The organism is Saccharospirillum sp. (genome assembly GCF_039982735.1).
Lineage (GTDB): Bacteria > Pseudomonadota > Gammaproteobacteria > Pseudomonadales > Natronospirillaceae > Saccharospirillum.
In genome coordinates this window covers 43,797-66,100 of record NZ_JBDWXV010000012.1, presented here as the reverse complement: position 1 = coordinate 66,100, position 22,304 = coordinate 43,797, and the positions used below count along the sequence as shown (strand labels likewise).

Sequence of the window (22,304 nt, the reverse complement as noted above, 5' to 3'; positions counted from 1 at the left end):
CGGCTGTGTTATATAATGAGTTTCTAATGTAGAGGCCGTTACCTGTCATGCCCCATCGCGCGCATCTGTTCTCCCTAAGGCCAGCCCATGCACTGCGTGAGGTGATGGCTGAAGGCTATACCACAGGCAAGCTGTTGCGTGATCTGCTGGCGGGCATCACCGTTGGCATTATTGCCATTCCGCTGGCCATGGCCCTGGCGATTGCCAGCGGTGTCCCTCCTCAATACGGTCTCTACACCGCGATCATTGCCGGCTTTGTGATTGCCCTGACCGGCGGTTCCCGCTACAGCATCTCCGGCCCTACGGCCGCCTTCGTCGTTATCCTGTACCCTATTGCCCAGCGCTATGGCCTGGGCGGTCTGTTACTGGCCACCGTGATGTCCGGCATGATTCTGGTCGGGCTGGCAGTGCTGCGCCTGGGCCGGCTGATTGAATACATTCCGGAATCGGTGACCCTGGGGTTCACGGCGGGCATCGCCGTTGTGATCGCCGTCTTGCAGGTGAAGGATGTGTTCGGTTTACCGATAGACTCGATGCCGGAACACACCGCCGACAAAGTCTGGCTACTGGCACAGTCGCTCCCCGAACTAGCCTGGCCCAGTGTGTTTGTGGCCGCCGCCACCTTTGCCGTTCTGGTATTCTGGCCCCGGTTGCGCTGGCCGGTGCCGGCGCATTTACCGGCGGTGGTAGTGGGCACTCTGATCGCCTGGTGGCTGAACAGCCAGGGCTGGTCAGTGGATACCATAGGCAGCCGGTTCAGTTATTCCCTGGCCGATGGGTCGACGGGGCAGGGCATTCCACCGGTGCTGCCAGCCTTTGAGTGGCCCTGGCAGCGCGCCGGTGGCGATGGCTTGCCGGTTGGGTTGAGCTGGGCGCTGGTCATCGAATTACTGCCCGCCGCCTTTGCCATTGCCATGCTCGGCGCCATCGAATCTCTGCTTTGCGCCGTGGTACTCGATGGCATGTCGGGCAAGCGACACAGTGCCAACAGTGAGTTGCTGGGGCAGGGCATTGGTAACATCGTTACCCCCTTCTTCGGCGGCATTACCGCAACGGCGGCACTCGCCCGGTCGGCCGCAAACTTCAAAAACGGTGCGGTCAGCCCGGTTTCGGCCATGGTGCATGCCGGTGTGGTATTGCTGGGTCTTGTGGCATTGACACCGGTACTCGCCTTGTTGCCCATGCCCGCGATGGCTGCTTTGTTGCTGATGGTGGCCTGGAACATGAGCGAAGCGCCCAAAGCGGTGCATCTGCTGAAGACCGCACCTAGAGGGGACATTTGGGTCTTCCTGACCTGTTTTTCGCTGACGGTTCTGATCGATATGGTCATGGCCATTACCGTAGGTATATTGCTGGCGGCGGTGCTGTTTGTGAAAGAAATCGCCGAGATGACCCGCGTCACCGATATTAGCCAGAACCGCAAACAGATCGACGGTGAATTGCCGGAAGGCTGGACAGCGCTAAAGATCAACGGGCCCCTGTTCTTTGCCGCTGCCGACCGTGTGTTCGGTGACATTGCGCAACTGTGCCAGCAACGCCAGGGTATCATCCTGTACATGGATGGCGTCCCGATTCTCGATGCCGGCGGGCTTGCCGCGCTGGAAAAACTGATCGCGAACTGCGGCCGAAACAACACCCGTATTTTCATCGCCGACCTGCAATTCCAGCCGCTGAAAACCCTGGCTCGCGCAAAGGTAAAACCGGTACCCGGGGTCAGTCAGTATTTTTCAACACTGAATGAAGCGTTGCAGGCGGTTCGGTCGGAACTTGATTAACCCCAACGCTGATTTTTTTTGACAGACGGTTACACTGTGCTCCCCATTCGACGGAGCCTGCCGTGGCTGATCTTTCCTGGTTACAACTGACGGGTATTTTCCTGACCTTTGTCTGGAGTGGCTTTGTCCGTTCTGGTCTGGGGTTTGGCGGTGCGGCATTGGCGTTGCCGTTTCTGTTGCTGATCAGCGACCGGCCGGTGGTTTTTCTGCCGATCATTGCGATACACCTGCTGGTGTTCTCCTCGATCACGGTTTGGCAAAGTCATCGTAATCGACCCAGGGCAACGGATACGGAGCATGCAGAGGGCAGCATCAACTGGCGCTATTTGCGCACCGTGATTCTGATCTTGCTGATCCCCAAGCTGATTGGTGTGTTCGGTTTGCTGACTCTGCCCGATGCGGTGATGAGTGGCATTATTTTCGTCATTGTCGGGCTATATTCCATTACCTACATTTTGCAGATGCCCTTTCGCAGCAACAGTAAATGGCTTGATGGTGTTTTTCTCGCATTAGGCGGTTATATCAGCGGTACTTCTTTGGTCGGCGCACCGCTGATCATCGCCGTGGTGTCGCAGAAAATTCCTCGTTTTCAGCTGCGTGACACCCTCTTTGTGCTCTGGTTTATTCTGGTGTGCATCAAGCTGACAGCGTTTATAGCGTTCGATGTCGATCTGCAACTGATTCATCAGCTGTGGTTACTGCCTGCCGCGGCGATTGGCCATGTGATGGGCTTGCGGTTCCATACCCGCTTACTTAAGACCGAGGCCACGCGGTTTTATCAGGGCCTCGGTTGGGTGTTGTTGATCACCAGCGGAATTGGCGTAGTTCAGCTCTTTTAGCCCCAGTCTTCAATCGGAAAACCACCGTATTGTTCGGCCAATTGATGCATGGCCACCGGTGATTCCGACAGATACTGCAACTCGGAAAGCCGGGTGCGCATATCAAAGTCGGTCTGGTCCGGGAAGCGATGCAACAGGGTGGTCACCCACCAACTGAACCGGGTCGTGTCCCAGACGCGTTTCAGCGCGACCTGCGAATAGCGATCGACCAACTGTTCACTGTTGTGCCGGTAGCGACCGACCAGAGCGCGCCATAAATAGTAGACATCCGACATCGCCAGGTTCAAGCCCTTGGCGCCCGTGGGCGGTACGATGTGGGCTGCATCGCCGACCAGAAATAACTGCCCGTAACGCATCGGTTCTGTCACAAAGCTGCGCAGCGGCGCTATCGACTTTTCAATGGACGGCCCCGTGACGACCTGAGCCGCCAGCTCCGGCGGCATCCGCTCCAGCAGGGTTTGCCAGAAGCGCTCGTCAGACCAGTCTTCCGGACGGTCGTTCAGATCGCATTGCACGTAGTAGCGGCTCAGCATCGGGTTGCGTTGTGAGGCCAGGGCGAATCCATCCGGATGCTGGATGTACCAGATGTCATCCAGCGGTGGGGTTTCCGACAGAATGCCCAGCCAGCCGAAGGGGTACACCTTCTCGAAATTGCGTTGCACGCTGGCTGGAATGGACCCGCGCGACACGCCGTGAAATCCGTCGCACCCGGCGATCGCATCGCAGGTTAGCCGGTATGCCTGGCCATCCCGGGTGTAGGTCACAAAAGGCTGGCCAGTCAAATCATGCAATTCGACCTGCTCGACCTCATGGTGCACCTCAGACCCCAGGGCATCGTGTGCCTGGTACAGGTCTTCGGTGATGGCGGTCTGGCCATAGGCCATCAAATGGCGACCGGTGTAGGTGTTGATGTCGAACAACAGGGTGTGTTCACCGCCCCAGGCCACCTGGGTGCCATTGTGAACGTGACCTTCGCGGTCCATTCGTTTGCCGATCCCGGCCCGGCGCAACAGTTCCACCGTACTCCACTCCAGCACTCCGGCGCGAATGCGCGACAGCACATGCGCCCGCCTCGAGCGTTCGAGCACCACGTTGTCGATGCCTTCCTGATGCAACAGCAGCGACAACAACATGCCACTGGGTCCGCCGCCGATGATGGCAACCTGAGTCTTGGATTCGATCATGCGTTGAGCCTCCGTAACAGCATCGAATGGGTTCACCGTTCAGTCAGTCATGTGCGTGTAAGTGCGGCTACAGGAAACAGTAGCACTGGCCAGGCGATGCCATAAGATGTCAATATGGCTCAGGTGATAATAAAACCTGATAGGCACCCATGAAGCTGGATCTGATAGAAACCTTCCTGGCCACGTTGACACACGGCAGTATCAGGGCTGCGGCCCGTCAGATGAATCTGTCGCAGCCGGGTGTTTCGCGAAAATTGCGGCAACTGGAAGAGGAATTGGGTGTGGCACTGCTACAGCGCAGTGCCCAGGGCGTAGCGCTCACCGACTACGGGGAAGCGTTTGCCCGCCGTGCCCGAACCATTGTCAATGAGACCCAGAGAGCCGTTGATGAAGTGGCGCAAATGCGGGGTGAGCGCGAAGGGGTGGTGCGTATCATGCTGGCACCCGCTTCCTCAGTAGACTGGGTGGCGCGTGCGGTTCGGCTGTTCCAGCGGGATTGCCCGGGTGTGAGGCTCGATATCTTTGAGGGCATGCAGGAGCAGGCGGTGGAGCGGCTGCGCGGCGGCAGTCTGGATTTTGCGGTATCTCCTTTGTGGCAAGCTTTGCCGGAAAGCGAGTTCCAGGTGGACGTTTTGCAGAGCATGGAAATGGCGGTTATTACCCGGCGAGAAGGTCGGTTTCGCAACTGCCGCCACCTGACGGAACTGATCTCCGCCCCCTGGTTGCACGTGGGCGCCGGGTCTCACGTCAGCCCTCTGGTGATCGACCTGTTCCGGCACTTTGGCTTGAGCGCACCACCACCGCAGATGGAATCCTACTCCCTGACCAGTACGCTGGCATTCCTGCTGGATTCCGATGCGGTGACACTGCTGCCGGCCAAGTTCAGCCGTCAGCCACTGTACGCCCCAGTACTGACGGAACTCCCCATCAGCGACCCGCTGCCTACCCAGTCGTTGTATTTGGTTCAGCGGCGGGAAAGCCCGTTAACGCCCACCAGTGCGATCCTGGCGGGCCATGTACGAAGAGTGGCAGCCCAGTTGGAGCGTTAATCTTTTTCGCTATCGAACAACTCGGTATCGATCTCAGCCAGTGTCGCCTTGCCGTAACGCGGGCCGCTGACGGTGTCGAGATTGATGGCCTGGTCGAGTGCGTCCAGAACGTCGTCACTGAGTTCAATGTCGGCGGCGGCCAGGTTATCCCGGGCGTGGTCGAGTTTGGTGGTGCCCGGAATGGCGACAATGGTCGGGGTCTGGTTCAGCACCCAGGCCAGGGTCAGTTGTGCGGGGGTGATGCCCAGATCCGCCGCGATTGATTTGACCGGTTCCAGCAGGGTCAGGTTTTTCGGATAGTGTTCCTCTGAAAAACGCGGCATCTTGCGGCGAATGTCGTTCTCCGGCAGCTGGTTCGGGTTGGTCAGTTCACCACTGAGGTAGCCCCGGGCCAGTGGGCTGAAGGCGACAAAAGTAACATCGAGCTCTTCGCAGGCGCGCAGCACGGCGATTTCCGGGTTGCGGCTCCACAGAGAGTATTCAGTCTGCAGGGCGGTGATCGGGTGTTCGCGGTGCGCCTTGGCCAGGGTATCGGCGGAGACTTCCGACAGGCCGAGATGCCGCACCTTGCCCTGTTGCACCAGGTCGGCCATGGCGCCGACGCTCTCTTCAATGGGAATGCGCTTGTCCCAGCGGTGCAGGTAATAGAGGTCGATCACCTCGGTGTTCAGGCGGCGCAGAGCGTCTTCACAGGTTTGTTTGATTACATCGGGGTGGCCATCGATCGAACGCTGACCGGTTCCGTCCTTGAACATGCCGCACTTGCTGGCCAGGTAAAACTCATCGCGACGGTGCATTACGGCTTTGCCGAGCAGCGATTCGTTGTTGCCAAAGCCGTAGAGAGCGGCCGAATCGAGGTGGTCGTAACCCAGGTCGAGCGCTTCGTTCAGGAAGGTAATGGCGTCGGCCTCAGCAGGCCGCGGGCCATAGGCGTGCGACAGGTTCATGCAGCCAAGGCCGATGCGACGGGTGTCTTTCAGGTTCTTCATGGGGCTCTCCGCTGTTTGAGTTGGGGCCAGTGTACGATTTTGCGGCGTTTCATGGTTAGTACGCTCTGTTGCAGCCAATGTCGGCCAGCAATGCCCGGTGAGGGGCGTCAGGTGCGGTGACTGAGCAGGGGGGCAAAAGAGGCTATTGCTTGGTGCAAAAATAGACCAGGGCGGGGGGTATGTTGATCAGCACGCGCTTGCATTCGTAACGACCGTAAACCGACAGGAAGTAGGGTTGCAGCAGCCGGGTGTACTGAAAGGCGATGAATACCCCGCCCGGGCGCAGGGCGGCGTGAATGTCTGAAAACAGGGCATGGCGCTGCTGGTTGTCGAAATTGGCGAACGGCAGGCCAGATATCACGCAATCGACGCTGTTCAGATCGTGGTTTGCCAGAACATCAGGCAGCAGAAAGGCATCGTGATGGGTGTGTACGTCCGGGAAGCGCGCGTTCAACTCGTGGCGCATGTCGTCGTCGCGCTCGAAACTGATAAAAGTTGAGCCGGGTTTGCGCTGGGCATCGATGGCGGCGGTGATGACGCCGGTACCCGCGCCGAGTTCGACAATATGGTCGGTGGTTTGCCAGTCTACGCTTTCCAGCATCCGGGTCACCAGAAACCGGCTGCTAGGCACAATGCTGCCAATGGCCGCCGGTGACCGCGCAAAGCGCTTCATAAAGGTCCAAGTACTCAACATCTCACCTGCCTGGTCGCCTGTTGGGGAAGGTTGTTATTGTGGTTGGTGCCTGCCGGGTCGTCAGCGGTGTCCTGAAACCCAGGGTATTGGCTGAGCAGTGCTCCAATGTACCAGCCCGCAGGCCAGTCTGGCACCCTCTTTTCAACTCACTCACACAGAAGATGACCAATGGCTAACGTAGACGGCATCTGACTCAGCCTCCATACTGGCCACTGTTCAGTCAGGGAAAAGGTGCCGGCCGTGCGCAAATCGACCAAACGTACTCTGTATTACATCAACATTGGTGTAATCGCCGCGTTGGTGGCGTACCAGCTGTATCTGAACTTCTCCGAGCCGAAAGTCAGTTCGATGCATGCCGGTCAGATCGAGCGCATTCAGAGCCGGCTCGACGGTCGCGAGCGTTTTGAGTTTTCGGTCGTTGGTAACGTTAATAACTCGGTCAGTATTTTTCAGGACCAGATCATACCGGTCATCAACGCCAGTGAGTCGGAATTCACGGTGTCTGCCGGTAACGCGGTCAGCGGGGGAGCCGCCGAGAACTACCGCTCGGTCTACACCATTTTCTCCAACCTGAACCAGCCCTGGTTGCTCACTTACGGAAAAAATGAAGACGGTGAACTGGGGCGGCTGCGGTTCTATGAACAGTACGGGCCGCATTTCTATTCGTTCGCAGCCGCCAACGCCAAATTCATCTTTCTCGACAGTACCGACAACACCGCTTATAACTGGCAACTGGACTGGCTTGAACATGAATTGTCGACGTCTGAAGCGGACCATCATTTTGTGTTTATCGGCTCGCCGGTTCACCCGCCAGCGCACAACACACCGATCTTTCAGGAAGACAGCTATTTCGAGAACGACCGGGTAGGGGCCGAGATGAGAGCCCTGTTCGAAACCCACCAGGTGGACATCGTATTTTCATCGCAGATATCGGTTTATTACGATCAGACAATTGAAGGCGTACGCTACGTTACCACGGGGGGTGGCGGCGGTCTGATCATCGACGACGAAAACAGCTTTCATCATTATCTGAGGATCCGGGTAGAAGCCGATGAGGTGATCGCTGAAGTGCGGCACCTCGATATTTTTGAAACCTCCTGGTATCGCACCTTTGAGAGTCTCTGGTCTTCGGTCTATACCTTCTTTTACGTCAGTTTCGGGCGTTTTCTGATCATTCTCAGTATGCTGGTGCTGATCGGCCTCAAATTGCGCGAAACCCTGTTTGAAGACCGGGATTTTTATTCCCAGTATGCCATTGACGACACGCCCTGGCGTGATCAGCCGAAGCGGGTCCTGTTTTTCACTAACAATTTCTTCCCGTTTATTTCCGGCGTGACCATTTCTATAGAGCGGTTATTGCGCGGTTTGAAAGCGCACGGGCACGAGGTAAAAGTGGTCGCGCCCCGGTACGATCAGGATGGCGAGCCAAGGGAAGACACACTGCGTGTCAGAACGCTCGCCGCCTTTGGCAGCAAGCGCGAGTTCCGGCTCGCCAATGTGTTTCAACGAAGTATTTTCAGGCTTTTTCGGGATTACAAACCAGACATCGTGCATTTGCATCATCCGTTCTGGCTCGGATCCATTGGTTTGTGGCTGGCCCGGCGAAACAGGGTGGTTTCTGTATACACCTACCATACCCGTCTTGAAATGTACGCGCATTATGTACCGTTGCCGGGGCGTATCTTCCGGAATGTTATTTCGCATGAACTGATCCGGCGGTTTTGCAACCGCTGCGATGGGGTGATTGTGCCGACGGTGTCAACGGAGGAATACCTGCGACTGATTGGCGTGAAATCGCCAGTGTGTGTGCAACCGACCGGTATTGATTTCGAACGGTTCAACCAGCGCAATGACAACCGGATCGCCGAGCTCAAGGCGCATTTTCAGATTGAAAAAACCGACCGTGTGCTGGTTAGTGTGTCGCGTCTGGGTAAGGAAAAGAACGTGGCCTTTCTGGTCGATGCGATGCATCAGTTGCAACAGAAAACGGATAAGAACGTGCGCTTGCTGCTGGTGGGCGAGGGCGACGAACGCCCGGTGCTGGAAGCAAAAATTGAGGCGTTGGGTCTGCAGGCATCGGTGACGCTGGTGGGAGCCGTCAGCCCGGATACCATTCCCGACTATTATCAACTGGCCGATGTTTTTGTGTTCGCGTCGAAATCAGAAACCCAGGGCATGGTGATACTGGAAGCAATGGCCGCCGGTCTGCCTGTGGTGGCGGTTCGCTCCAGCGGCACCGATGATGTGATACAGGATGGCCAAACCGGCTTTAAAACCTTCGACCGGGTGGACCTGTGGGTCGAGCGCGTGCAGTACCTGATCGAACAAGATGACGTTCGCGCCGAGTTCGCAGAACGGGCGGTGGACTTTGCCAGCCACTACGATACCGATGCCTTTGCAGAACACATCAACCGGTTTTACAGCGAACTGTTGGCCCGCCGTGCTAAGGAACTCAGCTAGGGAACCTTTGAGTAACTCCCCCCTGGGACCCGAGGCTCCCTAGGATCGATTGCGGTAGCGTCGCACCAGCACCATTACGGTGCCAAACAGCAAAGCGACGATCACCGAGATGCCAAGGGCCCACATCAAGTCCTGGTTGTCTTCGGCCTGCAGGATGCGACCAGCCTGGCCGCCCAGCACCGTCACGAACGCCAATCCGGGAATAATGCCGATGGCCGAACCGACCATATAGCGAGCAAAGGGCATGTTGAAGGCACCCGCCATCAGGTTAGTGAAGGTGAACGGCGCCAGCGGCAGCAGGTTGATCAGGATCATGGCGCGAATACCGCGCACGCTCATGTAACCGGAGAGTGACTTCAGGTGCTTGCCACCATGACGCTCCAGCGGCTCGCGCCCCAGCAGATGCCCTATCCAGAACGTCACCCCCGATGAACTCAGTGTACCCAGTGTGGCGTACAACAGACCCCACCAGGGGCCGAACAACAGGCCAGTCAGAACCACCAGCAAGGTCAGCGGAAAGGCGAGCAACAGAGCGATGACATAGACAAGCATTGTGCCGGGAACAACCCAGGGCGAAGACCGGACTGCATCCAGCCGGCCTAGCCAGTTCTCCAGCTGTTCTGGTGTCAGCAGGTTGGTGCTGGCCAGGTAGCGCCACAGAATTGCCATAACGATCAGCAGCACGACCAGGACGAGTAGACGAATGACTGTGCGGGGCATTGTGGTTCCTGACGGGCAAGCCCATCCAGAGAAGTGAAGGGCGTATCCTCCGGTATGGACGGTACAAGTTCAAGCGACGGGCAAAAAAAAGACCCGCCAGAGGCGGGTCAGAAAGCACAACACAAGGAAGTCGGCTGGCCCGATACCGGATCAGACCTTAAGGCGTGGGAAGACAGCGCGCGCGTTGTCTTCAAATACCATCTTCTTCTCGGCGGCGTTCAACTTGGTATTGCCGTCGATGTAACGCTTGGTATCGTCGAAGTAGTGACCGGTGCGCGGGTCGATGCCGCGTACCGCGCCAATCATTTCCGAAGCAAACAGCACGTTTTTGGTCGGAATCACGTCGAGCAGCAAGTCGATGCCTTCCTGGTGGTAGACGCAGGTATCGAAGTAGATATTGTTCAACACCTTCTCTTCCAGATCGAACCCCTGGTCCTGGGCAATGCCCCGGAAACGACCCCAGTGGTAAGGCACAGCGCCACCACCGTGTGGGATAATAAACTTCAGATCCGGAAAATCCTTGAACAGGTCCGACATCATCAGGTGCACAAAGGCGGTGGTGTCGGCACTGAGGTAATAGGAACTGGTGGTGTGGAAGCATTCGTGGCACGAACCCGATACGTGGATCATCGCCGGAATGTTCAGCTCGCTCATCTTCTCGTAAATCGGGTACCAGAATTTGTCGTGCAGCGGCTTGTCTTTCCAGTAACCGCCAGACGGGTCCGGGTTCAGGTTACAGCCGATGAAGCCCATCTCATTAACGGTCCGTTCAAGCTCACGCACCACGGCATCCGGTTTAACATTGGCGCTCTGAGGCAATTGAGCCACCGGTGCAAAGTTCTGCGGGAACAGGTCGCAAACGCGGCGAATCAGATCATTGCAGTGTTCAGTCCAGGCGACGCTGGTGCTTTCGTTACCAACGTGATGACCCATCCAGCTGGCGCGCGGCGAAAAAATGGTCAGATCGGTGCCACGTTCCTGTTGCAGTTTCAGCTGGTTATTCTTAATGCTGTCGCGAATCTGATCGTCAGTGATGTTGAGAATACCCTTGGTCGTCTGAAACATCGGGTCGTTCTTAAGCTCCGCTTTTTGCTGGTCACGGTATTCGCCCAGCTCCGACGGTGCGGTGGTGTAATGTCCATGGCAATCGATGATCATGGCCGTCTCCAGTGTTGTTGTAATACCGCGTGTGCGGGGATCTGAGTAATCAAATCAGTGTTTAAGTACGAAACCAATTAGTTTTGGTTTATCAAGTTCGGAGTGCTCAACCAATTGAGTGGCTGGTATCGGGTGTGCCTCACCGGGGGAGTCCGCAGTATGGATCGGTCCGACGCCTCGGCTGCGGTCTAGGCCCCATGGATGGGTTCATGCCGACCCCGGAGAGGCATACCCGGTTCCTGCCACGGGCTCATGGCTAGATGGGAAGCCTAGACTCCGAAGGCAGACCGGTCACTTCTGACTGCCGTCTTCAAGCACGATCAGGCCCGCGCCGGTGTTGGACGCTGGTACATGATAGAACTTGTAGGTTTCCGACGCATCGTCGCCCATAGCGCCGCGCATGATCAGCCACATCACCAGTTCGATGCCTTCAGAGCCGGCTTCGCGCATGTATTCAACGTGCTGGATTTTGGTCAGGCCCACCGGGTCTGTGGTCAGGCGGTCCAGGAACGACTGATCGAATTCGGCGTTAACCAGGCCAGCGCGTTCACCCTGCAACTGGTGTGACATGCCACCGGTGCCAAAGATGGCGACCTTGATGTCTTTGTCATAGGCTTCGACCGCTTTGCGTATTGCCTTGCCGAGGTCGAAGCAGCGCTTGCCGGTCGGTGGTGGATATTGAATCACATTGACGCACAGCGGGATGATCTTGCACGGCCACTGCTCGGGCTTGTCGAACATGATCGACAGCGGCACGGTGCAGCCGTGGTCGACGGACATTTCGTTGGCGATGGTCATGTCGAATTCATCGAGAATCAGCGATTCGGCCAGGTGCCAGGCCAGGTCCGGATCGCCCACAGCGGTGGGAACCTTGCGCGGGCCATAGCCTTCATCGGCGGGCGGAAACTCATCGGCCACGCCCAGCGTAAACGTTGGGATCAGGTTCAGGCCGAAGGCGGAAGCGTGGTCGTTGTAGACCACAATCGCCACGTCGGGCATGTTGTCCTGTATCCAGTCGCGGGCGGGTTGGTAACCGTCGAACAACGGCTTCCAGTACGGATCCTGTTCTTTGTTGTTGTCGATCACGGCGCCAACGGATGGCACGTGCGAGCTGCCAATCCCGGTTACAATTTTAGCCATTCGACTGCTCCTGCTCTTTTTTACTGCGGTTGCCTTCTATCGGGCGACCGCCGGCAATCATCATCTGACGAAACTCTTCTTCAGTAACGTCGGACATGGCACCGCCGACAAACTGCATGGACCGGCCATCGAAAATGGCCAGTTTGAACGTGTAATAAATGTTGCCACCCAGACGCAGCATGCCCAGCCAGTCCCGTTCCAGGACAGCTTTTTTCTGCTCGTCGGACAGCTTGAATTTTTCCAGATACGCCGCTTCGTCTTTGCGGAATTCGTCGCGGTTCTCGGCTTTGTTCAGTGACATGCAGAACATGTTCAGATGGTAGCCTTTGCGGCAATGCTGGCCATCCATCACGTAGGTGCCCGGTATGTCTCGGTACTCGCGGTTCATGGGTCGCTCTCTCAATGTTGAATGGTTCATTCTGGTACGGCGTTGCCAGTATAGTCGTTGTCCCGGTTGCCTCCTGTTGTCACTTTCGCTGGGCAACAAGGCACCGTTTTTATTCAGCGACGCTTTGGGGGTGACAACCAGACTAGTTAAGTGCACAATTTGGGACAACCTATAACATTAGGACGTTTCGTTCATGAAGTGGAACATATCTGATTTGCCCGTTTTCGTTGCGGTTGTTGAAAAAGAAGGTATTTCGGCCGCAGCACGTTCGTTACGAATGCCGAAGTCGAGCGTGAGCCGGTTCGTACAGCGCTTGGAAGATGACCTGCAGGTGCGCCTGCTGGAACGCAACTCCCGCCAGATGCGGATGACCAGCGAAGGCGAGGTGTTCTTCAAACACTGTCAGTTGATCATGGAGCAGGTTGAGGCCGCCGACGCCCACATGAATGGCCTGAGCCATACCCCCAGCGGCGAACTGACCATTTCATTGCCCATGGCCTTCAGCCGTGATGTGCTGGCGGGCCATTTGCACCGCTTCAACAAGCAGTATCCGGAAATCCAGCTGAACATTCAGGTGACGCCCACCGCAGTGGATCTGATCGGCGAGCACATTGACCTGGCCGTTCAGGTCGGTGACTTGCCGGATTCCGAACTGATCGCCGTACCCCTGTTTGAGACCCCACTGATCTGGGTGGCCAGCCCGCAGACTTACCCCGCCGCCCATACGTTCCCCGGTCTGGATGCGCTGGTCGAGCAAGTGCATGTCTGCGAACGCCGCTACAACAAGACGGCATTGCCGGTGCGTTATCAGGGCGACAAGCATAAGGTGGAAATACAGGCTTCAATTGAAACGACCGACCCGATCATGGTGCGCGATACTGTTATCGCCGGCTCCGGCGTTGGCCTGCTGCCCTCACTGTACTGCCGTAACGCCATCGAACGGGGCGAGCTGGTACAGGTGGCCCAGAACATGGAGCTGGACCTGATGGCCAAAGCCTCAGCGGTCTACACCAGCCGCCGCATGCTCAGCGCCAAGACCCGGTTGTTCATCGAGTTTCTGAAAGAGCTGACGGCTGAGATGTAGACAATAGCCCGCCGTCAGGCGGGCTTGGGGCTCAAGTACGGCGACACGTCGTCTACATCGAACTGTTCGGGCAATAGAAAACGTTCGGCATAATCCCGCCATTTACCACTGCGCAGAAACAGCTCGAACACGTCCGGGTCGATGTGCTGGTCATCGCGCATGGTTTTTAGAATGGAAAACGCCTGGCTCAGTGGCATCGGCGGTTTGTAGGGGCGCTCCTTCGCTGTGAGTGCTTCGAACACATCGGCCACGCCCATCATCCGGGCCGGAATCGACATTTGCTCTCGGGTCAGGCCGCGCGGAAAGCCACGCCCGTCCATGCGTTCGTGGTGACCACCCGCGTATTCCGGTACCCGGCGTAGCTTCGGCGGGAAAGGCAATTGCTCGAGAATATCGATGGTGATGTCAATGTGGCGATTGATCGCCTGGCGCTCGTCGTCGTTCAGGGTGCCCCGGGTAATGCACAGATTGGTGACTTCATCCTCGTTCAGCAGCGGCTGGGTGTTGCCCCAGGCGTCCTGCCAGGTGCGGGTGGCAATGGCTCGAACCCGGTCTTTATCCGACTCGGGCATGAATTCCCCGCCGCGATTGATCCGTTCCAGGAAATCCAGATCTTCACGCAAGACACCGGCATCTGCCGGCGACGCTGCCTGGGCCATGGCAGCGGCGAAGCGCGCGGCGACAGCATCGAATCCATCGAGCAGGCTTTGCAGCTTGCGACCCTTGTTTAAAATGGTTTCCGAGGTGGCCAGCTTGCCACAGTCATGCAGCCAGGCCGCTACGTGCAGCTCATACCATTCATCATCGTTTAGATGAAAGTCGGCAAAGTAGCCGTCGGTCTCCTCGCAGGCCGCGCGCGCCATCATTTCGGTTAACACCGGAATGCGCTCACAGTGCGCCGAGGTGTGCGAAGACCGAACATCAATAATGCGCGCCAGTGCCTGAATAAAGGCATCGAGCAGGTCTTTGTGGCTCTGCACCAGTAACTGATTATCGAGCGACAGCGCTGCGAACTTGGCCATGGCCTGAACGGTGCGCTGGTCATCATCGGTAAAGGGGCGAGACTCGCCTTCCGCGGTGTGTGCATTAATCAGCTGCAGCACACCAATCACGCGGTCTTCATGGTTTAACAGCGGCAGGGTGAGCATGGAGCGGGAGCGGTAACGGTGTTCGACATCGAAATGGCGGGTACCGCTGAAATCAAAATCGCCGGTCTGGTAAACGTCATCGATATTGACCGCCTTCCGCGTCAGGGCGACCCAGGAAGCGACATTCTGATGATTCGGCTGACCGCTCCCGGAGCCATTCGACGGGCGATGATAAAGCGGAATGGCCGGCCACTGACTCAGCTGATCCGGGTCCCGGCTTTCCAGCCCGAGTACGGTATTATGAATGGCCTTAAAGACTAACTGAGGAGAATCCGAACTTTCATCCAGCTGGTAAAAAGTGCCCCCTTCAGCCCCGGTCAGCAGCCGGGCTTCTTTCAGTATACGATGCATTAACCCGGCAACGGTGGTTTCCCGGGCCAGTCGGACCAGCAAGTCACTGGTGGAATCCACACTCCAGGTGGCCAACGCCCTGTCTGCGTGCTCTGAATGGTGTCGAAAAGAAGGGTCGGGGGTCGTCATACTGCGCTCCTGAGGTCCCGATAACGGCGTGGCAGTGCCACAGCAGAAAAGCATAGCCCAGATGCGCGGTGGCGTGACCCCTTTGAAGGCAAAATAATCCTGTGCCAGTAGGCCGTGTTGAGTATGTAACTTGTCGATTTCGTATCTTGCAGGTTGCAGATCTACCCGAAAAGCAAGTGCTGGGTGGCGGGTATGCCTATCCGGGGGAGTCCACAGCATGGATGCTGTGGTCTAGGCCCGAGACGTCGGACCGCCATGGATGGGTTCACGCCGAGCGATGTGTCGCACCACCCGGATAGGCATACCCGTTATCCTGCACGAACTCATGCCACCTGTAGGACTAACCTCCCGGGCACCGACTACTCCTCAATTGTCCGAACTTCACCCTCACGCCCGGCCATTCGGGTGCGTAGCCAGCCCCAGAGCCGTCGGGTGGTGCGATTGGGAGTGGCCTGGTTGTAAAACGAGGCTTGCCCGGGGTCGCGGATCTGAGTGAAGCGTTCGAGTTGGTTGCGTCGGGCTGCCGCGCGGCGGTTATCGGCTGCACTTAACGCCGCCGGGGCGTCGTCGGACACCCAGTCGAGAATGGCGATGTTCAGGCCGCCGATCAGGTTGGGCAGGTCGGGTTCGATGGTTTTGGCATTGACCATCATCAGCCCATAGCCGATTTCCTGGTCTGGCGTTAGACGTTCCGACAGATAGCGGGCCGCCCAGTAAGCGCCCTCACCATAGCCCAGAACCACCAGATTGAACTGGCCGTCCTGGTTCAGGCGTTGCAGACCGAGGGCGATGCGGTTGAGCGTTGCCTCGGCATCGGTGGCATAGCCGCCCACCAGAGGCAGGGCGATCGACAAGGTGTTCCAACCGACATCGGGCAAATAGTTCCGAGCCTGTTGCAGCAGTACTGGCCAGTCCGGGTTGTGACCCTGATCGTGCAGAATCAGCACCGCGCCCTGTGGGGTGGCGGTGCGTTGCTGCAGGCTTAAGCCCAGGAAGGCGTTGTCGCCTTCGCCCAGAATGACAACTTCTTCGCCATTCTGAGCATTTTCGCGTGCCTGAGCCAGGTCATTCAGGTGGTTGGCACGCGCCTGGCCCAACGCTTCTGCCCGGCTGTAAGCGCTAATCGCGAATAGCGCACACAGGCTGAATATCAGCAGCAGGGAGCGTTGCGTCATCGGGTGGTAACCCGGGTTTTATCGGTGGTCGGACACATTGGCGTTTGACCTCCCTCTGGCAGTCACTAGAATGGGCGTTCCGCCAGCCGTGAGACGCCCCGAAATGTCCGATTTTGTCATAGCCCCCTCCATATTGTCCGCCGATTTTGCCCGACTGGGCGAAGAAGTGGATGCCGTTCTGAACGCCGGTGCCGACTGGGTCCACTTCGATGTGATGGACAACCACTATGTGCCCAACCTGACCATCGGCCCCATGGTGTGCAAGGCATTGCGCAATCACGGCGTAACCGCCCCCATCGACGTGCACCTGATGGTGTCTCCAGTAGATCGGCTGATTGGCGACTTTATTGAGGCCGGCGCCAGCATCATTACCTTCCACCCGGAAGCCAGCGACCACATCGACCGCTCGCTGCAGCTGATTCGCGACGGCGGCTGCAAGGCCGGCCTGGTGTTCAACCCGGCCACCCCGCTGCATTATCTGGATTATGTCATGGACAAGATCGATCAGGTGCTGATCATGTCGGTCAACCCCGGTTTCGGCGGCCAGTCATTCCTGCCCTCCGCACTCGATAAACTGCGCGACGCCCGCGCCCGTATACAAGCCTCGGGTCGCGATATTCGGCTGGAAGTCGACGGCGGCGTGAAAGTCGACAACATTCGGGCCATCGCCGAAGCTGGCGCCGACGCGTTCGTTGCCGGGTCGGCCATTTTTAATGCCGATGACTACAAAACCCGCATCGCCGACATGCGCCAGGAACTGGCCAAAACCCGCAGTGCCTGATTGGGCTCTGCCACCCGCGAACTCCGAAACGTGAGTGTTTTACATAGCGGCTTTAAAACGACGTTCTATTTGAGCGGTGCCATTTTTGCACCGCCCTTCACCCGGGAGATCCTGTGGACGAATTATTGGTATTTGACCTCGACGGCACGCTGATCGACGGCGAAGATTGCATCACCGACCTGACTCGAACGGCACTGAACAAACTCGATGAACTGGGCGTTGCCTGGACCGTCGCCACCGGCCGTATGCCGCATGGCGGTCGCGAAGCCCTGCCCGATGTGCGGTTCCGCCACCCCCAGGCCTACAAGAACGGCGTGCTGATCTGGGATCTCAACGAGAACGTGCGCATCAACGCCCAGCCGATGGACCCGATGGAGTTGGTTGAAGTCTGCCGCCGCCTGGAAGTGCACGGCATTAACCCCTGGCTGAATACGCTGGATCACGAAGACCGCATTGGCGCGGTGATTCGCCGCATCGGCACCGAGCGCGAAGAAGCCTGGGCCAAATACATGGAAAGCCAGGCGATCAATGTGCAACTGAATGCCGACTTTTCCTCGATTCAGGAACAAATTCTGAACGTCTTCGCCGTGACTGAAAACGAAAAAGTCCTGTACATGGCCGAAGAACTGGCCGACATGCCCAATGTGCAGGTTTATGCCGGGCCCGACATGTACCGCGAAGGCTTCTACTGGATGGACATTCACCACATCAGCGGCACCAAGGGCGATGCGGTCAAGTTTCTGCAGCGCCAGACCGGGGCCAAGCGCCTGGTCTGCTTTGGCGATTCAGACAACGATGTCAGCATGTTCAAGCTCGCCGACGAAGCGTACGCCATGGAGAACGCCCTCGATGAAGTAAAAGCCGTATCGACCGGCATCATCGGCAAGAACACCGACAGCGCCATTGCCTATTTCCTGGCAGAGCGTTACGGCTTCAGTCTGTGACATCGGCAACCGCCATACTCTTTGATCTCGACGGCACTCTGGTCGACAGCGCGCGTGGCATTCATGCCGCGCTCGACGAGGTGTTAACCACGCTCACCGGCCATGGCTGCAGCATCGACGACGTGCGCCGCTGGGTCGGCAATGGGCCGGAAAAACTGGTTGAACGTGGCCTCTACAGCCACGGTTTTGAGGACGATGCCAGCAGGGCACACGCCCTGTTTCGCGAGGCTTATCAGCGTACGCTGATGCAGGCTGATATCTACCCCGGCGTCGTCGATGGCCTGGCAACCTTGCAACACCAGGGGCTCAGGCTGGCTTGCATTACCAATAAAAGTTCTCACTTTACCGGCACCTTTCTGACTGAGCTGGGGCTGGCACCCTTCTTTGACCGGGTATTGTGCGGCGACGAAGTCGAGCGCCCCAAGCCCGACCCGCAAAGTCTGCTTCAGGTGTGTGCCGAATTCGGCATTGAACCGGCCGGAGCCATCATGGTCGGGGATTCTGAAAACGACCTTAAGCCGGCCCATGCTATTGGGATGCGTGGCATTGCGGTCGGTTATGGTTATCATGGCAATGTGCCGCTGGAAGCGTTTCATCCACTGGCCATTGTCGATGACTTCGAGTCTGTCGTTGCGCTGTGTCTGGCCGCTGCAAGCCCTGCGCCACAGCACTAACCCTTCCTCACACAAGGACTTTTGTGATGTATTTAGCTCAAATGCTGGTGGCGCTGGTCGCCTTGTTGCACCTCGGTTTTCTGGTGCTGGAAATGTTTTTATGGACGTCACCGATCGGTCGCAAGGTGTTTGGCATGAACGCCGAAAAAGCCGAAATAACCAAAGTAATGGCCGCTAATCAGGGCCTTTATAATGGCTTTCTGGTTGCTGGTTTGCTCTGGGGGTTGTTACTTGGCACGGCCGGTGTTCCGGTCATGATCTTCTTTCTCAGTTGTGTCATCGTCGCCGGGGTTTATGGTGCCGCCACCGTCAGCCGTAAGATTTTATGGGTGCAGGCAGCGCCGGCTATTGCTGCGCTGGTGGTGCTTGGAATTGTTGCGCCGTTCAGCGGCGGCTAGAGCCCAGCCCTTCAAATGCTCTCCCGCGCCCTGGGAGAGCGTTCGCCTGGCGTAAAATTACCAGGCAGGTCTTGTTATACCAGCTCATTCTCAATAAATAGAAAATTCGCAATCAACTCCTTGCCCCCCTCAGTCGCAAAAGATTCCGGATGAAATTGAATGCCGTGAATCGGAAAGTCGCGATGCTTAACGCCCATTAATTCGAAATTGCCACCCCGGGCCAGCCGTTGCCGGTCGTTAAAGTCGTCAGCACTGAGGTCGCCGACCGCAGCGGTGACGACCAGACATTCAGGCAAGGTTTCAGCCGCGGCAATCAGTGAGTGATAACGCATCACTTCCAATTGGTCCGGTACACCGCGAAATACCGACTGGCCGTTGTGTGTGACCGGGCTGATCTTGCCATGCATCGGCAAGGGTGCTTTAACCACCTGGCCACCAAACACATGAACGATGCCTTGCATGCCCAGACACACACCAAGCAGGGGTGTGGTTTTCCCCAGGTGTTGGATGACGTCTGCGCAAACACCGAAATACCGTTCATCATCCGGCGAGCCCGGGCCGGGTGAGATGATGATTCGATCCGGCGCCATCGCTTTTACTTCGTCAAAGCTGACCTGGTTGTTGCGACGCACCAGAATCTCGAAATGCTCGATCACGCTGCGGTTCTTGGCTGACGTCAGAATCTCCCCAATGAACTGATAGAGGTTGTAGGTGAAGGAGTCGTAGTTGTCGATGATGAGAATCTTCATGCCGACGCCTCCGATACCATAAAGGGCTCCAGCGCTTTGCGTGTGCCTGCAAACTTGCGGCGGATCTCTTCGTATTCATCGTCGGCGTTGCTGTCGTAGACATTGCCACCGCAGGTTTGCACATAGGCGCGTTCGCCGTTCACAAAAACCGTACGGATTGGAATGGCGAAGGTGCAATCGCCATTGAACGAGAACTGACCCACTGCCCCCCCATAGGGGCCGCGGCCATCCGTCTCCAGGTCGTTGATGATTTTCATGGCTTCAATTTTGGGCGCGCCGGTCAGCGTGCCCGCCGGGAAATTGCTGGCCAGGGCCGAAAACATGTCTTCACCTTCCGCCATAATGCCGACAATCTCGCTGGAAATATGCTGCACATGGCTGAAGCGTTTAATGTCCATCAGGCTGCGCACTTTTACCGTGCCGAACTGCGCCACGCGACCAATGTCGTTGCGATGCAGGTCGACAATCATATTGTGCTCGGCAATTTCTTTCGGGTCGTTCAGCAGAGCGCGGGCATACTGTGTATCTTCCTGGGTGTTGGCGCCGCGTTTGGTGGTGCCCGCCAATGGGAAGGTTTCCATCTCGCCCTGGCGCAAACGAAACAGCATTTCCGGGCTGGCGCCTACCAGTTTCTGCGCGCCGAATTTCACGTAGTACATCTGGGGTGAGGGGTTAATATCACGCAGTTTTTCATAGAGTGCCAGCGTATCGCCTTCAATTTTAAAGCGCTTTTTAAAACCCACTTCGCACTGAAAGATCTTGCCGTCGATGATGTCCTGTTTCACCTTGGCAACCGCCGCGGCATGCTCTGCCTGGCTCATAGTGTCGCCGAGTGACGTGATGCGAAGCTCTCCGTTCGGCGCGTCCTCAGACTCGATGAGCGATTGCAGAAAATCGTAGCGGCTGTTGTCGTAATAGAAGTAGGTAACCTCACCGGTCATTTTGTCGAGAATCAGGCCGTCTTTGTACAAACCAAACCGAAAGGTGTCGAAATCATCATTGGCCTTTAGCTGCAGCGTCGGCTCGAAATACTGCATCGCATCGTAGCCCAGGTAGCCAGAGAGCCCCCCCGCGTATTTTCTCGAAATGATGTTTTGCGGCATCAGGCTGCGCAACAATTCATACGGGTTTCTGCTTGAGTAGGTGTTGGCCTGGCCGTCGCGGTCTTCTATGGTCAGTTCCCGTCCATTGGCATAGAGGCAATATTCCGGATCAAACCCGATAATGGAGTGCCGGGCAATGTGGCTGTCTTCACCGAGCGATTCCAGCATGTAACAGGTATCGAACTGCTTCTCGATCTTCTTGAACAGCTGAAAGAAGTCGCAGTCAGCCGCGAGCTTCACATAATGCGGTTTACGCGGCAGCGTAAAGGGTTTTGGCATGTCAGACATAAAGGCATCCTGGCAAGGTGGGTTCCGTTGATGTGGGTCGGGTCAGTGGGTGTCGCGCAGGGCCCGCGAGCCCCGCGATACCGTGGCAATGCCCACACCCAGCAGTTCAACGATTTTGCGGTGGGCCACGCCCTCGTTAAGCAGCTTGAAGATCTGCAGGCGCTTACTGATTTCCTGGTATTCCGCAGGGGTCAGCAGGCTTTCCAGGGCGGTATCCATGGCGCTTGGCGAGTCGATGGCCAGCAAATGGCGTATCAACTCGGCTTTGTAAGGGTCGTCGGTCATCGTTTTTGGCCGAAATCAGTGTAGTGGGTCGCTGGTTTGTACTAGCGTACTAGTACGATACCGTTTGGCCAGTTGAAGTCAAGCCTTTCCAGTCAACGGTGATACACTGAGCGCCTGACACTCATCGATTTGAAGGTTTGCCCCGTGCACGACGACGCCGCACTGATCGCCCAGACCCGCGCCTGGGTCGAACAGGTCGTGATCGACCTGAACCTCTGCCCCTTTGCCAAGCGCGAGCTGGTGAAAAATCGGGTGAGGTTCAGTGTGACTCACGCCACTTCTGAAGCCGCACTGATCGAAGCCCTGCAAGAGGAGTTGCTGTTTCTGGCCGGGGAAGACCGCATTGAAACCACCCTGTTGATTCACCCGCGCCTCTACGAGAGCTTTTACGATTACAACGATTTTCTGGGTGTCGCCGAAGGCCTGCTGATCGAACTGGAGCTGGAAGGCATCTTCCAGATCGCCAGCTTTCACCCCAAATACCAGTTTGGTGGTACCGAGCGTGATGATCCGGAGAACTACACCAACCGCTCGCCATACCCCATGCTGCACCTGCTGCGTGAAGACTCCCTCGAAGCGGCAATCGATGCCTACCCGGATGTCGACGCCATACCCGATAACAACATTCAAATGATGAATGACATGGGCACTGAAAAGATGAAAGCCCTGTTGGCGGGGTGTCTGGCGACTGGTGGCGGCCAGTAAGCGGCCTAAACCGTTACCCAATGGCTGCTTGCCGGGTGATCGCTGTGACGAACCGGAGCGTACTCCTTTCCCATTCACCCCAGCCAGGAGAAAG

The 22,304-nt window shown here is 57.2% G+C and carries 22 protein-coding genes; 10 read left to right on the top strand and 12 right to left on the bottom strand.

Features of this window, described 5'->3' with window-relative positions; translation table 11 throughout:
* The first annotated feature begins 47 nt into the window (after positions 1-47).
* Together dauA and ABJT94_RS12445 are read left to right on the top strand one after the other, a co-directional pair.
* A complete protein-coding gene (gene dauA / locus ABJT94_RS12450) occupies positions 48-1,775 on the top strand; it encodes a C4-dicarboxylic acid transporter DauA (RefSeq protein WP_348476203.1) in 1,728 nt (575 codons plus the stop codon).
* A gap of 62 nt (positions 1,776-1,837) precedes the next feature.
* Positions 1,838-2,614: a TSUP family transporter gene (locus tag ABJT94_RS12445; RefSeq protein ID WP_348476202.1), complete on the top strand. Its 777-nt coding sequence runs from the start codon at positions 1,838-1,840 to the stop codon at positions 2,612-2,614.
* On the opposite strand, the gene pobA is transcribed toward ABJT94_RS12445, so the two are convergent.
* Complete coding sequence (gene pobA / locus ABJT94_RS12440) at positions 2,611-3,798, bottom strand: 4-hydroxybenzoate 3-monooxygenase (protein WP_348476201.1); 1,188 nt, start codon at positions 3,796-3,798, stop codon at positions 2,611-2,613. The two genes, ABJT94_RS12445 and pobA, sit on opposite strands and share 4 nt — an antisense overlap.
* A 149-nt stretch (positions 3,799-3,947) precedes the next feature.
* On the opposite strand from pobA, the gene ABJT94_RS12435 reads away from it, so the two are divergent.
* Positions 3,948-4,847 (top strand): LysR substrate-binding domain-containing protein, encoded by a 900-nt coding sequence (locus tag ABJT94_RS12435; protein ID WP_348476200.1) that lies wholly within the window; start codon positions 3,948-3,950, stop codon positions 4,845-4,847.
* Here ABJT94_RS12435 and ABJT94_RS12430 read toward each other — a convergent pair.
* On the bottom strand, positions 4,844-5,836 hold the full coding sequence (locus ABJT94_RS12430) for an aldo/keto reductase (protein ID WP_348476199.1): 993 nt from the start codon (positions 5,834-5,836) through the stop codon (positions 4,844-4,846). The two genes, ABJT94_RS12435 and ABJT94_RS12430, sit on opposite strands and share 4 nt — an antisense overlap.
* 142 nt (positions 5,837-5,978) lie before the next feature.
* Entirely contained in the window at positions 5,979-6,530 is a 552-nt protein-coding gene (locus ABJT94_RS12425; RefSeq protein WP_213676537.1) for a methyltransferase domain-containing protein, read from the bottom strand.
* Positions 6,531-6,770: 240 nt separating this feature from the next.
* On the opposite strand from ABJT94_RS12425, the gene ABJT94_RS12420 reads away from it, so the two are divergent.
* A complete protein-coding gene (locus ABJT94_RS12420; protein ID WP_348476198.1) occupies positions 6,771-8,990 on the top strand; it encodes a glycosyltransferase in 2,220 nt (739 codons plus the stop codon).
* A 39-nt stretch (positions 8,991-9,029) separates the two neighbouring features.
* Here ABJT94_RS12420 and ABJT94_RS12415 read toward each other — a convergent pair whose 3' ends face one another.
* The 4 genes from ABJT94_RS12415 to ligA form a co-directional block, all read right to left on the bottom strand.
* Positions 9,030-9,710 (bottom strand): VTT domain-containing protein, encoded by a 681-nt coding sequence (locus tag ABJT94_RS12415; RefSeq protein WP_348476197.1) that lies wholly within the window; start codon positions 9,708-9,710, stop codon positions 9,030-9,032.
* A gap of 150 nt (positions 9,711-9,860) precedes the next feature.
* Complete coding sequence (locus ABJT94_RS12410) at positions 9,861-10,868, bottom strand: amidohydrolase family protein (RefSeq protein ID WP_348476196.1); 1,008 nt, start codon at positions 10,866-10,868, stop codon at positions 9,861-9,863.
* Between the two features lie 291 nt (positions 10,869-11,159).
* Positions 11,160-12,008 carry a class III extradiol dioxygenase subunit beta gene (locus ABJT94_RS12405; protein ID WP_348476195.1) on the bottom strand — a complete coding sequence of 283 codons (849 nt, stop codon included), beginning with the start codon at positions 12,006-12,008 and terminating at the stop codon, positions 11,160-11,162.
* Positions 12,001-12,396 (bottom strand): protocatechuate 4,5-dioxygenase subunit alpha, encoded by a 396-nt coding sequence (ligA, locus tag ABJT94_RS12400; RefSeq protein ID WP_348476194.1) that lies wholly within the window; start codon positions 12,394-12,396, stop codon positions 12,001-12,003. Before ligA ends, ABJT94_RS12405 begins: the two co-directional genes overlap by 8 nt.
* Positions 12,397-12,589: 193 nt before the next feature.
* On the opposite strand from ligA, the gene ABJT94_RS12395 reads away from it, so the two are divergent.
* Positions 12,590-13,480, top strand: a complete 891-nt coding sequence (locus tag ABJT94_RS12395) for a LysR family transcriptional regulator (protein WP_348476193.1) — start codon at positions 12,590-12,592, stop codon at positions 13,478-13,480.
* 14 nt (positions 13,481-13,494) lie between these two features.
* On the opposite strand, the gene ABJT94_RS12390 is transcribed toward ABJT94_RS12395, so the two are convergent.
* Positions 13,495-15,108 carry an HD domain-containing phosphohydrolase gene (locus tag ABJT94_RS12390; protein WP_348476192.1) on the bottom strand — a complete coding sequence of 538 codons (1,614 nt, stop codon included), beginning with the start codon at positions 15,106-15,108 and terminating at the stop codon, positions 13,495-13,497.
* A 359-nt stretch (positions 15,109-15,467) separates the two neighbouring features.
* Positions 15,468-16,283: a DUF3530 family protein gene (locus ABJT94_RS12385; RefSeq protein WP_348476191.1), complete on the bottom strand. Its 816-nt coding sequence runs from the start codon at positions 16,281-16,283 to the stop codon at positions 15,468-15,470.
* A gap of 103 nt (positions 16,284-16,386) precedes the next feature.
* Between ABJT94_RS12385 and rpe the strand changes: the two genes are divergently transcribed.
* The 4 genes from rpe to ABJT94_RS12365 all read left to right on the top strand — a co-directional run bounded on the left by rpe (position 16,387) and on the right by ABJT94_RS12365 (position 19,080).
* The gene (rpe, locus tag ABJT94_RS12380) at positions 16,387-17,064 is read left to right on the top strand and encodes a ribulose-phosphate 3-epimerase (RefSeq protein ID WP_348476189.1); all 678 of its coding nucleotides are present in this window, start codon (positions 16,387-16,389) and stop codon (positions 17,062-17,064) included.
* Positions 17,065-17,177: 113 nt separating this feature from the next.
* Positions 17,178-18,008: an HAD-IIB family hydrolase gene (locus ABJT94_RS12375; RefSeq protein ID WP_348476188.1), complete on the top strand. Its 831-nt coding sequence runs from the start codon at positions 17,178-17,180 to the stop codon at positions 18,006-18,008.
* A complete protein-coding gene (locus ABJT94_RS12370; RefSeq protein WP_348476187.1) occupies positions 18,005-18,682 on the top strand; it encodes an HAD-IA family hydrolase in 678 nt (225 codons plus the stop codon). The genes ABJT94_RS12375 and ABJT94_RS12370 overlap by 4 nt, the downstream gene beginning before the upstream one ends.
* A 26-nt stretch (positions 18,683-18,708) precedes the next feature.
* Positions 18,709-19,080 (top strand): DUF1304 domain-containing protein, encoded by a 372-nt coding sequence (locus ABJT94_RS12365; protein ID WP_348476186.1) that lies wholly within the window; start codon positions 18,709-18,711, stop codon positions 19,078-19,080.
* 74 nt (positions 19,081-19,154) lie between these two features.
* On the opposite strand, the gene ABJT94_RS12360 is transcribed toward ABJT94_RS12365, so the two are convergent.
* The 3 genes from ABJT94_RS12360 to ABJT94_RS12350 are packed head-to-tail and all read right to left on the bottom strand — an operon-like array spanning position 19,155 to position 21,505.
* Positions 19,155-19,829, bottom strand: a complete 675-nt coding sequence (locus tag ABJT94_RS12360; protein ID WP_348476185.1) for an aminodeoxychorismate/anthranilate synthase component II — start codon at positions 19,827-19,829, stop codon at positions 19,155-19,157.
* Entirely contained in the window at positions 19,826-21,220 is a 1,395-nt protein-coding gene (locus ABJT94_RS12355; protein ID WP_348476184.1) for an anthranilate synthase component I family protein, read from the bottom strand. Before ABJT94_RS12355 ends, ABJT94_RS12360 begins: the two co-directional genes overlap by 4 nt.
* 42 nt (positions 21,221-21,262) lie before the next feature.
* On the bottom strand, positions 21,263-21,505 hold the full coding sequence (locus ABJT94_RS12350) for a Trp family transcriptional regulator (protein ID WP_348476183.1): 243 nt from the start codon (positions 21,503-21,505) through the stop codon (positions 21,263-21,265).
* A gap of 144 nt (positions 21,506-21,649) precedes the next feature.
* Here ABJT94_RS12350 and ABJT94_RS12345 point away from each other — a divergent pair, with 144 nt between their 5' ends.
* Complete coding sequence (locus ABJT94_RS12345) at positions 21,650-22,210, top strand: DUF1415 domain-containing protein (RefSeq protein ID WP_348476182.1); 561 nt, start codon at positions 21,650-21,652, stop codon at positions 22,208-22,210.
* The last annotated feature ends 94 nt before the right edge of the window (positions 22,211-22,304 follow it).

Bases quoted from the DNA above. Each gene is read 5' to 3' on its own strand.
- ligA (WP_348476194.1), bottom strand. From the start codon at position 12,396: ATGAACCGCGAGTACCGAGACATACCGGGCACCTACGTGATGGATGGC.
- ABJT94_RS12410 (WP_348476196.1), bottom strand. From the start codon at position 10,868: ATGATCATCGATTGCCATGGACATTACACCACCGCACCGTCGGAGCTG.
- ABJT94_RS12385 (WP_348476191.1), bottom strand. From the start codon at position 16,283: ATGACGCAACGCTCCCTGCTGCTGATATTCAGCCTGTGTGCGCTATTC.
- ABJT94_RS12415 (WP_348476197.1), bottom strand. From the start codon at position 9,710: ATGCCCCGCACAGTCATTCGTCTACTCGTCCTGGTCGTGCTGCTGATC.
- dauA (WP_348476203.1), top strand. From the start codon at position 48: ATGCCCCATCGCGCGCATCTGTTCTCCCTAAGGCCAGCCCATGCACTG.
- rpe (WP_348476189.1), top strand. From the start codon at position 16,387: ATGTCCGATTTTGTCATAGCCCCCTCCATATTGTCCGCCGATTTTGCC.
- ABJT94_RS12365 (WP_348476186.1), top strand. From the start codon at position 18,709: ATGTATTTAGCTCAAATGCTGGTGGCGCTGGTCGCCTTGTTGCACCTC.
- ABJT94_RS12350 (WP_348476183.1), bottom strand. From the start codon at position 21,505: ATGACCGACGACCCTTACAAAGCCGAGTTGATACGCCATTTGCTGGCC.
- ABJT94_RS12355 (WP_348476184.1), bottom strand. From the start codon at position 21,220: ATGTCTGACATGCCAAAACCCTTTACGCTGCCGCGTAAACCGCATTAT.
- ABJT94_RS12395 (WP_348476193.1), top strand. From the start codon at position 12,590: ATGAAGTGGAACATATCTGATTTGCCCGTTTTCGTTGCGGTTGTTGAA.
- ABJT94_RS12435 (WP_348476200.1), top strand. From the start codon at position 3,948: ATGAAGCTGGATCTGATAGAAACCTTCCTGGCCACGTTGACACACGGC.
- ABJT94_RS12360 (WP_348476185.1), bottom strand. From the start codon at position 19,829: ATGAAGATTCTCATCATCGACAACTACGACTCCTTCACCTACAACCTC.
- ABJT94_RS12430 (WP_348476199.1), bottom strand. From the start codon at position 5,836: ATGAAGAACCTGAAAGACACCCGTCGCATCGGCCTTGGCTGCATGAAC.
- pobA (WP_348476201.1), bottom strand. From the start codon at position 3,798: ATGATCGAATCCAAGACTCAGGTTGCCATCATCGGCGGCGGACCCAGT.
- ABJT94_RS12405 (WP_348476195.1), bottom strand. From the start codon at position 12,008: ATGGCTAAAATTGTAACCGGGATTGGCAGCTCGCACGTGCCATCCGTT.
- ABJT94_RS12390 (WP_348476192.1), bottom strand. From the start codon at position 15,108: ATGACGACCCCCGACCCTTCTTTTCGACACCATTCAGAGCACGCAGAC.
- ABJT94_RS12425 (WP_213676537.1), bottom strand. From the start codon at position 6,530: ATGTTGAGTACTTGGACCTTTATGAAGCGCTTTGCGCGGTCACCGGCG.